This is a genomic window from uncultured Mailhella sp., assembly GCF_947631555.1.
GTDB lineage: Bacteria > Desulfobacterota > Desulfovibrionia > Desulfovibrionales > Desulfovibrionaceae > Mailhella.
The window spans coordinates 1-10,909 of the sequence record NZ_CANRLT010000029.1 but is presented as its reverse complement, the minus strand read 5'-3'; the positions used below and the strand labels follow the sequence as shown (position 1 = coordinate 10,909).

Here is a 10,909-nt window from a genome sequence, read left to right as displayed (position 1 = left end):
CCGTATCAGGGGACGATATGGCTGTGAACCGTTCTGCCCTGCCCGTCCACAGCCTTGGGATCCAGTTCCAAAGCCCGCTGCCACAGGGGAAGAGCCTCGCCGCCTAGTCCCAGCCGCTCCAGTAGTTCAGCACGAAGGATGACATTCCGCACCTCGCCGGGGGCGAGTTCCGTGGCGCCGGCGTAAGCTTCCAGAGCCGCTTCAGGACGCCCGAGTTCTTCCAGATGCAGGCCGGCATCGCGGGCGAGCATGGGAAGTGCTTGAGCAAGCGTTTGACCGCTGCTCAGTCTGAGATCGGGCTGCCGCTCCAGAACACCCTTCCAGAAGGCCAGTGCAGCAGCCGGATCCGCCTTGTCGATCATGAGTGTCATGCCCTTGTTGAAGATGGCATTGCTGTGCCCCGGCTGAAGCACCAGCGCCCGTTCATAGCACTCCACGGCGCTGTCAGGCTGACCTTTCATACGATACATGGAACCCATGTCTGTCACCACATCGGCGTTGTCCGGTTCCAGTGCCAGTGCCTTTTCATAGGCTTCGATGGCGCCGTCCGGTTCGCCGGAATCGTAGCAGGCGTTTCCCAGACGTATCCACCCCGCCGCCTGTTCAGGAGCGGCCAGCGCCGCTTCGCGCAGAGCCTGAATCTCCGCACTCTGCCCCCGATTCTGCGCAAAGGCCTGCTGCTGTGTCTGCCCGGGAATCGGCACACTCTGCCGCGCCGTCAGCGTACCGCCCATGAAACCTGCGGCGAAGCTGAGTGCGCACAAAATGAGCGCCGTACTCACCATCATGGTTCCACGGATTTTCTCTCTCTCCTGCATGACTGTCTCCTTCCTGCCCCGCCACATTCAGAGGATGCGGGTGACGGCCCAGCCTTCGGCACGGGCCACGGCGTCCGCATCACTGCCGCCCAGCACACAAGGAACGCTGTTTTTCAGACCAAGGGCAAGATACGGGGCAAAGTCGTGGAAATCAGCGAGCCTGGTACTCAAGAGTTCGTCACGGAGACGCTGGCGCTCTTCCTCAGTTTCACCGGCGAGCCAGCGGCTGAACGAAGCCGCGCCTCTGGCTCCAGGCAGCAGGTAGGCGTCCATGTCGCCAACGGCTCCCACAACAGCGCGTGTGATCTCCGCCTCGGAAAGAGAAAGGTTCCCCAGATAGTCCGCAGTCGCACGATAGACGTCCAGTGTCCGGGCCACGTTGGGGTCGCGGTAGGAAGCGAAGGTGAACGCCCCGGTGACGCGGCTGTATCGGGCAAAACAGCCGTAGGCACCGCCCCGCACACGCACTCTGTCCCAGAGGTAGCCCATGCGCAGATGGCGCATGATGACGGCCAGCGAACCGTGATGGCGGTAGCCCGTACCCTGAAGGCTCAGGCCCAGTCCCACATAGTTCACCTGCGCCGGAATGCTCAGAAGCTCCGCTCCGGGCAGCGGAGGCAGCTCCACCTTCACAGGCGCGAGCGGACGCACGGGCAGACGTTCGGTCAGAGCAAGGAGCGCGGGACGGGCAGCATTGAGCAGTGAGGCGTCCGCCGTCATGTCGAGAACCGCGCCGTCCTGCCGCACCGTGAGCGCATGAAGTTCGCGCAAATCGGTAGCCACGCCGGACCAGTCCTCTTCCACACGGCGGCTGAGCTCTCGCAGGAAGGTCAGCGCGGACACGCCGTTCAGCGCTTCATTGAGGCGTCCGGTTTCCGAGAGACGGCCGGAAAGCCGCGTATTCACGAAGGTATGCCCCGATGGAACCACGGCCTGTTCCATGCGGGCCTTCTCTTCCAGCACCATCTGAACGAAGCGTTCCCGCTGGTCGAAATCAGGCTCGCAAAGGATTTCCTCCATCAGTGCGGTCAGGCGTTCCACCTTTCCGGCGGTGCATTTTCCTGCCAGGGAAAGACGGCGTACCGGCTCGGCATCGCTGCAATGCGCGAAGATCGACGGCACGGCGTCCAGATTGCCGGTGTGCGCCGAGATCTCGAAGCCCAGCTCCACATAGTCGCGGCGGCGCGTCCCCAGCTCCGTGAGGGCGCGGGCGTAAAGCGGCGCGAGCGGAAGCAGTCTTGCAGGAACTGCTGAAAGATCGAGAGCCAGACAGGCGTACAGGATGCCCGTGGTGTCCAGTTCGTGGGTGACGATGTCGATGCCGCTGCAGGAATGTGTTTCCCTGGGGATGGGACGGTTTTTTTCGGGCAGGTCTTCCCGGCGCAGACTGGGGATGGTGGCCAGAGCTTCAGGACTATCCGGGCGTTCCTGCGCGGCGCGCAGCAGGGCTGCCGTCCGTACCACGTCCTCACGGGCGGCGGCGTCCATGCCGTGGCGCAGAGCTTCCAGCCGCCCGGTCTCTTCCTCCTGACGGCGTGCGGCAAGCCCGCTGTCGGGCAGCAGTGTCACGGTCACGCGATGGGGATTGTCCAGAAGCCAGCGGCGGATGGCGTTCTCGAACACCGGTTCACCAGCGGCCAGACGGCGCTTGATGGAGGCAAGGGGCTTTTCCCAAGCCAGCGGAGCAAAGGGATCTCCGTCATAGAGCCAGTCGGACAGGCTGCGGAACATGGCGGCCAGCCCTCGGGGAAAGGAGCCGGTATTGTTTTCGCGCAGCATGAATTCCAGAGAATTGAGCGCGGCGTCCACGGCCGGAGCGGGAACGCCCTGCTCCGCCAGCTCAGACAGGGTGTCCAGCATGATGCCTTCCACCTCGCCGGCCCGGGAAGAGTCGACGGAACGCAGCCCCATGGAGAAATAGGCCTGACGCAGATCACTTTCCAGGCCGCAGCCCGCGATGTCCTCGCCCAGGCCGGAATCCATGAGTGCCTTGCGCAGGGGAGAGCCAGGCAGTCCGGCCACTATGTGTTCCAGCATATTAAGCTCAAACATGGTTTCGGTCTCGCGGGACTCGCAAAGCAGCCAGTTGACGGCGACGTGGGCCTTGTCCTCGCCGGCTCCGTCCGAAGCGGCATAGTGTTCTTCCACATGCCACGGAGCAGACCGGCGGGGCTGAAGCGGAACTTCTGACGAGACCTCACGGCGGCCATAGTGCGCCAGCGCCTTTTCCAGCAGCTCCAGACGAGCGTCTTCCGGATCGTCCCCCCAGAAAAAGAAGCGGGCATTGGAAGGATGATAATAGGCCGCGTGAAAGTCCCGGAACGCCTCAAAGGTCAGGCTGGGAATCACTGCCGGATCACCCCCTGAATCCAGACGGTAGAGCGTGTCGGGAAAGACAGCGTGCTGACAGGCTTCCATGAGTACGGAATCCGGCGATGAGTATACGCCCTTCATTTCGTTGTAGACCACGCCCTTGTATTCCCAGGGGCCGTCCACTGCGTCCGCCTCGATATGCCAGCCTTCCTGCCGCAGTACGTTTTCATCGATGCGCGGATGAAACACGGCGTCGATGTACACGTCCACCAGATGATAGAAATCCTGAAGGTTGCAGCTCGCCACCGGATAGCAGGTCTTGTCCGGAAAGGTGAGTGCGTTCAGAAAGGTCTGAAGGGAACTTTTGAGCAGTTCCACAAAGGGTTCCTTCACCGGGTACTTTGCGGAGCCGCACAGCACCGAGTGCTCAAGAATGTGGGCCACGCCCGTGGAATCTGCGGGCGGTGTGCGGAAACTCACGCCGAAGGTCTTGTTTTCATCGGCATTGCACACGGAGACAAGCTCCGCGCCCGTGACGCCATGCCGCCACAGGCGAACCCTGCCGCCCGTTTCCCGCATATCCGCTTCTCTGATCAAAGAAAATCCGTGAATATCCATAAAACCTCAGTTCCTGCATTGTCTGCCCGAACACGGTCGAATTTCAGCAGCTCGCCGCCCGCAACATTTCTTCAGCCTGCTCCAGAGCCATGCCACCTTCCGCTCCGCAGAGCGCCTTCAGTCCCAGCATGATCAGCTCCAGAGGCATTTCCATGACGCTACAGCCATCAAAGATCTCGCAGCGTTCGCCGCACACGGTCACTCTGTAGGCACGGCGGCTTTGTACGCCGCGGGCGTCTCTCTGAAGGACATAGACCTGTTCACGGCTCTCCGTCACATAGAGCCGGTGATGGGACACCGTGCCGCTGTCCTCGTCATACCAGACCGCTTCAGAAAACAGGCGCCCCAAAAAGTCAAAATGTGCGCCGTTGTCCAGTTCAAGTGCTATCCTCTCCATAGGCTCCAAAGTCATACCGCCCTCTGCTCCAGAATGCACGGCTGTCGCAGCGCCGTTTGCCCCTGCATAACATCGGCCCGCAGAGGCTGTCAACGTCGATATTCATAACCTGCTAAAATTACTAGTTTTAATTTATAAATATGCGCAAGTTTTCCGGCCAGCGCAAGGTTCTGTCCGTTGCCTTTGCTCCGCATCCAGCTTATAACCAGGCAGAACGACAACCTTTTCCTCACGGAGAGCCAATATGCGCTACTGGCTGTTCAAGACCGAACCCGGCTGCTTTTCGCTGAACGACCTGATCTTTTCCCCGAACGCCACCACGCCGTGGGACGGTGTGCGCAACTATCAGGCGCGCAACCTTATGCGCTCCATGAAGATCGGCGATCTGGGCTTCTTTTACCACAGCGGGAAACAGCCGGAAATAGCCGCGCTTGTGGAAGTGGTGCGCGAAGCCTACCCGGATCATACGGCACAGAACCCCCAAAACCGCCACTTCGACCCCAAGGCCACGCCGGAGGATCCCCGCTGGTACATGGTGGACGTGAAACTCGTGCGTTGCTTCGAGCCGCCCATCCCGCTTTCCGAACTCCGCGCCCAACCCGAACTCGAGGGTATGGAACTGCTCAAGCGCGGGAGCCGGCTTTCCGTGCAGCCTGTAGAAGAGCCGGCCTTCCGGTACATCATGACTCTGGCGGACAGAACCTGAATCCAAACCGCTCCGGCAGACAAAGCAACGGGCAGAGAAGCGGGAGCCACCCCAGTTCACGGCAAAACAAGACCGGCGCATCGGGACGAGCCTGAACGCGCCGGTCTTTCTGTTGCACTATTGACAAAGCCCAAATGACACTATTCCGCTTCCTTGGCGGCCTGATGCGCTGCCACGACCTTATCGACAACGGGCTGCGGCGCTTCCTCGTAGTGGTCAAATTCCATGGTGAACACGCCCTGACCGCCGGTCATGCTGCGCAGGTCGGGGGCGTAGCGAAGCACTTCGCTCATGGGAACGTTGGCCTTGAGTTCCGTGATGCCGCTCTGGGAGTCGGAACCAAGAACCTTGCCGCGGCGGGAAGAGAGATCGCCGATGACATCGCCCATATATTCATCGGGAATGGTCACAGTCATCTGCACCACGGGTTCGAGGAGTACGACCTTAAGCTGAGACATGGCCGCCTTAAAGGCAATGGAGCCAGCCATTTTGAAAGCCATTTCCGAGGAATCCACAGGGTGGTAGGAGCCGTCGTAGACGCGCACCTTGAAATCCACCACGGGATAGCCCGCAAGATAACCGCGGGCTGCGCTCTCCTGAATGCCCTTGTCGATGGCGGGAATGTACTGGCGCGGGATGACGCCGCCCACGATGCCGTCTTCAAAGACATAGCCGGAACCGCGGGGCGAACCTTCCATCTCGATCCAGCAGTCGCCGAACTGTCCGCGGCCGCCCGACTGTTTCTTATGACGGCCCTGCACCTGCACCTTACCGCGCACAGTCTCGCGGTAAGGCACCTTGGGCGTCTTGAGCACGATGTCCACCTTGGAACGGCGGCGGGCCTTCTCCACGGAGATCTCGATGTGCAGCTGTCCCATGCCGGAGAGCAGAATATCGGAAGATTCCTCATCGCGGGCGAGTTTCAGGGTGACGTCTTCGTCAAGCAGCTTCTGCACGGCGGCATAGACCTTGTCTTCGTCGCCCTTCTGCTTGGGGGCCAGCGCATAGCTGATGAGCTGCGGCGGCAGAGCGGCCATTTCCACTTCAAACGGAGCCTTTTCATCGCACAGGGTATCGCCCGTGCGGGTTCCCTTGAGCTTAGTCACGCCAACGATGGAGCCGGGGCCAAGGGTATCCTTGCAGGGGGTCTGTGTCTTGCCCGTGACATAGAGGAGGGAACCCATGCGTTCCAGTTCGCCGGTACGCATGTTCTTGAGCATCGAATCGCTGGAGATGGTGCCCGAAATGACGCGCAGCATATTCACCTGACCGGAGAAGGCGTCGTTCATGGAGCGGAAGACCACGCAGGCGGCCGGGGCGTCGGGGTCTGCGGCGCGTTCGGAGCCGTCCTTGCCGATGACGGCGGGACGATCTAGCGGAGAAGCCAGAAGTGAATTGACGTGGTTCAGCAGACGACGGCCGCCCTTCTTGGCTATGGCCGAGCCGGGCAGAACCACCACGATCTCGCCGGAGAGTACGCCCTTGCGCAGACCGAGGGTGATGTCCTCGTGCGACAGGGAGCCTTCTTCCAGATAGCGTTCCATGAGCTCTTCGTCGGAAGCGGCGATATTCTCCACGGAGGTGTCACGCAGCAGTACGGCCTCGTCTTCGAGTTCGGCGGGGATGGGAATCTCTTCGGTCTCGCTGGTATCGCCGATAAAGCGTTCGGCCTTGCCGGAGAACACGTCCACCAGTCCCACAAATTCACCGTTCTCGAGGATGGGGATGGACAGAACCACGGGCCGGATGCCGAGGTGGGTGGTCAAGCTGTTCAGTGCCGCATCGAAATTGGCCCGTTCGCGGTCCATCTTGGTGATGAAGGCAAGCGTGGGCAAACCGGCTTCCTTGACGCTCTTCCACATACGGCGAAGCTGAGGACGCACACCGTCAACCGCGTCGAGTACCAGGACGATGCTGTCCGCGGCGGAAAGCAGCCATTCCATATCGCCGGAAAAGTTGGCGTCCCCGGGAATGTCGATGAGGTTGTGGCGGTAGCCCTTCCAGTCAAAGGTGGCGAAACCGGGCTGGATGGAGCCGCGCCGCTTGATCTCCTCTGGCTCGTAGTCCAGCGCTGTGGTGCCTTCTTCTATCGCGCCGAGACGATTGAGCACTCCGGCTTGAAACAGCAGCAGTTCTGTCAGGGAAGTCTTACCACAGCCGCTTGTCCCTACAAGGGCGTAGGTGCGTTGTTTTTCCAGGGCAATGGACATACGGATCTCCACAGAGGTTAAGTTTTCAAAAAGAAAAACGGCGAACGCGTCCGTCTTTAAAGCACTGAATCTTACTCACTGTCATAAAAAGCGTGAGCGTCTCCTGTCAAGCTCCCGCCGGAATTTTCCTGCGAAAAAAGGAGGTACTTCCCCCGGAAAACGCCCCGCGGCAGAACCATTCTTAATGACTTCTCCGACCGCTTTCCGTATGCTCCCCCTTGTCCATGCAGGGACGAAATCACTAACAGGAGATGCTCTCATGCAGGATGTCGCGATCATCGGCGGAGGTCTGGCCGGATGTGAATGCGCACTAGCGCTGGCTCGTGCAGGCGTCCCGTGTACGCTTTTCGAACAGAAGCCCGAAGTTTTTTCCCCGGCCCACACCAGCCCGGAACTCGGCGAACTCGTCTGCTCGAACTCCTTCCGTTCCGATGACGCCCAAGGCTCCGGAGTGGGTCTGCTCAAACAGGAAATGCGTGACCTTGGCAGCGAAGTCATGGCCGTTGCCGACCGTGTGCGGGTACCCGCCGGAAAGGCACTGGCCGTGGATCGCGCGCGCTTCAGCCGCCTGCTCACCGCCCGCGTGGAGCAGGAGACTGCCGTCACCCTGGTGCGCCGCCAGATCCCAGATCTTGATGCCCCGGAACTGAAGGACAAGACCGTCGTCATCGCCGCCGGGCCTCTGGCCTCGGAAAACCTCACGGCTTCGCTCTCCGGACTTATCTCCGAAGACGGCGGCTCCCGGCGTCTGTACTTCTACGACGCCATCGCCCCCATCGTGCGGGCGGATTCCGTGGATATGAGCATAGCCTTCCGTGGTTCCCGCTACGGCAACGATGCTCCGCCGCCCTACTCGGACGACGCTCCCTTTCTGGAGACGCCGCTGGAGACCATGACCAACCCCGAAGCGCTGGAACACGGCGACTATCTCAACTGCCCCATGACCCGTGCGGAATACACGGCCTTTTACGAAGCCCTGCTTACGGCGGAGCGGGTTCCGGCCCATGACTTTGAAAAGGAAATCCACTTCGAGGGCTGTATGCCCATCGAGGCGCTGGCCGACAGAGGGGAACGCACCCTCACCTTCGGGCCGCTCAAGCCCGTGGGCTTCACCGATCCCCGCACGGGCCGCCGCCCCTATGCCCTGCTCCAGCTCCGGGCCGAAAACGCCGAACGCACCTCCTTCAATCTCGTGGGCTGTCAGACCAAGATGACCTACGCCGCGCAGGAACGGGTGTTCCGCCTCGTGCCGGGCCTTGCCCACGCCGAATTCCTGCGCCTTGGCAGCGTACACCGCAACACCTATGTGGACGCCCCCTCCTGCCTAGCTCCCGACCTTTCCCTCAAAGTGCGCCCCGATATCTTCCTCGCCGGACAGATCACCGGCGTGGAAGGCTATGTGGAATCCGCCGCCTGCGGGCTCTGGCTGGGCCTCCTGCTGGCCGCCCGCGCCCACGGCCGGGAACTGCCCGCGCCCCCGCAGACCACGGCACTCGGCGCACTGCTCCAGCACCTGCGCACCCCTTCGCGGCAGTTCACGCCTTCCAACGTGCATTTCGGACTTATGCCCGAACTGGCCGTCCGCACCGGAAAAAAATCCCGCAAAGCGGAAATGGCCGCCCGCGCCCGTGCCGACTTCGCCGTGTGGCGGACTGAGGCCTTTACTGCAGCCTGAACTCCTGCTGGGAGTTTTGCCCGCAAAAAAGAGGCAACCTTCGGCAGGCCGAAGCCGATGAAAGTTGCCTCGGCGCACGGTGCCCCCGGGCATCAGGTGACGGAACACACCCGGCCCCCTTGCGTTCGGCATTGTTCCAAGGCCACACTGCGGGGGAGCATCCGGGGAGTGTGAACTTTCAAAATGTCATTCACTCAGAGAGCGGTTCGGGTATGGAGGATCTGTCGATCCGGGGCGTCAGAAACACTTTCAGGCTTATAACTCTCACAACGAATCTACCAAGACTTGACGGCCCCGAAGCCGTGACCTTGCAAGCGTACTTTGTATTTTCCCTTGAAGGAATGTACGTTTCGGTTTAAGCACAAGCAGGAGGGCCTCTGGCTTCTGGTACTGACCAAGCTCAGAAACTTTCCTCTCAGCCAGTCAGGAGCCTTGCTTTTAAACACGGAAACTCTCCGTGCGGACTGCGTCCTCTTGTCACATGCAACAGCTCCGGACCATCCCGGAGAAAGGAGTTCTCCATGGCTAACATAAAGGCTGCGTATCTGGGCGATCTGCGCGTCGAATGCACCCACCTTGCGAGCGGCATCACCATCATCACCGATGCCCCTGTGGACAACAACGGCAAGGGCGAAGCCTTTTCTCCCACTGATCTGTGTGCTGCGGCACTGGCTTCCTGCTGCATGACCATCATCGGCATTTACGCCAAAAAGCACGATATGGATGTGACGGGCACGGAAATCTCCATCACCAAGGTAATGAGTGCCAACCCCCGCCGCATAGGCAAGATCGAGGTCATCCTCGACATGCCCGACCGCGAATACACCGACCGCCAGAAGGCCGCCATTGAGCACTGCGCCCACATCTGCCCCGTACACCTGAGCCTGCACCCTGACGTGGAACAGGTGTTTGTCTTCAACTGGAAGCACTGATATAACGGTCTTGCACGCCGCAGACTTCCCGTGCAGAAAGGAAACCCGCGGCGGCAATACTGCAACTTTGAACGGAGTGATTCCCCATGAAAAACATTGTCTTTACCGCCGACGCCCCAGCGGCCATCGGCCCTTACTCCCAGGCCGTCAAGTCCGGTAGCGTCGTGTATCTTTCCGGTCAGCTCGGCATGAATCCCGCCACCGGTGAACTTGTTTCCGCCGATGTGAAGGAACAGACCGCCCAGGCTCTCAGCAACATGAAGGCCGTGCTCGCCGCAGCCGGAGCCACCGTGGACAACGTGGTGAAGACCACGGTATTCCTCACCGACATGGCCGACTTCCAGTCCGTGAACGCCGTGTACGCCGAGACCTTCGTTTCCAACGCTCCAGCCCGCTCCTGCGTGGCCGTGGCCGCTCTGCCCAAGGGTGCCCGCGTGGAAGTGGAGGCCATTGCCGTCCTGTAGCGGCAACCTTCGCCTTCCGTTTTTTCGGGCCGCAGTCTCACGACGGCGGTCCTTTTTTCCTGGCTGAAGACAGACATGAAAATCACTTGGCGTCTATGGCGGAACAGATGGTCAAACGTGACAACGTGGTCATTGGTACGTCAAACAACACTGCGCAAAACCCCTTATCCTCGGACCGACACTGGAACGCCCGTGGGCTGGTAGGCCGGAGGTAGAGTTTGTTTCCATCATGAGGCAGTGGCTCATGTGAACAATCCCTGACGAAAGGGGATATGGATCAGCCTCATGGGTCGCTGGACACCACACGTGCGAATTTCTATCAAGACGCGTTGAAAAGGCCGGACAGGAGGTCATCAGCAACCAGAACTTCGGCGTCAGATCTGTTTCCTTAACACTCAGTCCAGCCAGCTCCTCCTGGACGCCGCCCGCCGACTCATCGATGAAAGACTTGTACAGAAATCCCCCTCCGCCATCACCGAAGTCGTGCTTTAGGATATTCCCGTGATGGACATGACCACGGTTCTGGCACAGGAACTTCTCCGAGTATGCTGCACAGAATGCCTCTGCGAAAGTCTTGAGACGTAGCGTACGGAAGAAAAGAAGCGCGCGTGGCAAAAAGCCCTTTTGAAATAATTTTCAGTCCATCATAGAGTTCATCTGAATACCGCTAGAAATTCATTCCGTGAGTCAAACTGTATGAGGAGAGACACTGACTTTTATAATGACAAATGTTTGAGATTATGCTATCCTTCAAAAAAAAACGGAGGGTACCGAGA

General features: G+C 60.1%; 8 protein-coding genes. 4 read left to right on the top strand and 4 right to left on the bottom strand.

Translation table 11 applies throughout. From position 1 onward, the window contains the following. Positions 1 to 5: 5 nt before the first annotated feature. From Q0Z94_RS05690 to Q0Z94_RS05680, 3 genes are all read right to left on the bottom strand, one after another. Positions 6 to 818 carry a tetratricopeptide repeat protein gene (locus tag Q0Z94_RS05690; protein ID WP_298068057.1) on the bottom strand — a complete coding sequence of 271 codons (813 nt, stop codon included), beginning with the start codon at positions 816 to 818 and terminating at the stop codon, positions 6 to 8. A gap of 27 nt (positions 819 to 845) precedes the next feature. Then, positions 846 to 3,728, bottom strand: coding sequence for an insulinase family protein (locus Q0Z94_RS05685; protein WP_298068056.1), 2,883 nt, complete (start codon positions 3,726 to 3,728; stop codon positions 846 to 848). A gap of 64 nt (positions 3,729 to 3,792) precedes the next feature. Beyond that, positions 3,793 to 4,161 (bottom strand): hypothetical protein, encoded by a 369-nt coding sequence (locus Q0Z94_RS05680; protein WP_298068055.1) that lies wholly within the window; start codon positions 4,159 to 4,161, stop codon positions 3,793 to 3,795. Between the two features lie 229 nt (positions 4,162 to 4,390). Here Q0Z94_RS05680 and Q0Z94_RS05675 point away from each other — a divergent pair, with 229 nt between their 5' ends. Continuing rightward, positions 4,391 to 4,852, top strand: a complete 462-nt coding sequence (locus Q0Z94_RS05675; RefSeq protein WP_298068054.1) for an EVE domain-containing protein — start codon at positions 4,391 to 4,393, stop codon at positions 4,850 to 4,852. 140 nt (positions 4,853 to 4,992) lie between these two features. Here the strand turns inward: Q0Z94_RS05675 and Q0Z94_RS05670 are convergent, their stop codons facing one another. Further along, positions 4,993 to 7,062 (bottom strand): elongation factor G, encoded by a 2,070-nt coding sequence (locus Q0Z94_RS05670; RefSeq protein WP_298068053.1) that lies wholly within the window; start codon positions 7,060 to 7,062, stop codon positions 4,993 to 4,995. A gap of 259 nt (positions 7,063 to 7,321) precedes the next feature. Here Q0Z94_RS05670 and trmFO point away from each other — a divergent pair, with 259 nt between their 5' ends. The 3 genes from trmFO (at position 7,322) to Q0Z94_RS05655 (ending at position 10,133) form a co-directional block, all read left to right on the top strand. Further along, the gene (gene trmFO, locus Q0Z94_RS05665; RefSeq protein WP_298068052.1) at positions 7,322 to 8,737 is read left to right on the top strand and encodes a methylenetetrahydrofolate--tRNA-(uracil(54)-C(5))-methyltransferase (FADH(2)-oxidizing) TrmFO; all 1,416 of its coding nucleotides are present in this window, start codon (positions 7,322 to 7,324) and stop codon (positions 8,735 to 8,737) included. Between the two features lie 521 nt (positions 8,738 to 9,258). Next, positions 9,259 to 9,669 (top strand): OsmC family protein, encoded by a 411-nt coding sequence (locus Q0Z94_RS05660; protein ID WP_298068051.1) that lies wholly within the window; start codon positions 9,259 to 9,261, stop codon positions 9,667 to 9,669. An 86-nt stretch (positions 9,670 to 9,755) separates the two neighbouring features. Further along, complete coding sequence (locus Q0Z94_RS05655; protein ID WP_298068050.1) at positions 9,756 to 10,133, top strand: RidA family protein; 378 nt, start codon at positions 9,756 to 9,758, stop codon at positions 10,131 to 10,133. Positions 10,134 to 10,909 lie beyond the last annotated feature (776 nt).

Bases quoted from the DNA above. Each gene is read 5' to 3' on its own strand.
- Q0Z94_RS05690 (WP_298068057.1), bottom strand. From the start codon at position 818: ATGCAGGAGAGAGAGAAAATCCGTGGAACCATGATGGTGAGTACGGCG.
- Q0Z94_RS05680 (WP_298068055.1), bottom strand. From the start codon at position 4,161: ATGACTTTGGAGCCTATGGAGAGGATAGCACTTGAACTGGACAACGGC.
- Q0Z94_RS05675 (WP_298068054.1), top strand. From the start codon at position 4,391: ATGCGCTACTGGCTGTTCAAGACCGAACCCGGCTGCTTTTCGCTGAAC.
- Q0Z94_RS05670 (WP_298068053.1), bottom strand. From the start codon at position 7,062: ATGTCCATTGCCCTGGAAAAACAACGCACCTACGCCCTTGTAGGGACA.
- trmFO (WP_298068052.1), top strand. From the start codon at position 7,322: ATGCAGGATGTCGCGATCATCGGCGGAGGTCTGGCCGGATGTGAATGC.
- Q0Z94_RS05660 (WP_298068051.1), top strand. From the start codon at position 9,259: ATGGCTAACATAAAGGCTGCGTATCTGGGCGATCTGCGCGTCGAATGC.
- Q0Z94_RS05655 (WP_298068050.1), top strand. From the start codon at position 9,756: ATGAAAAACATTGTCTTTACCGCCGACGCCCCAGCGGCCATCGGCCCT.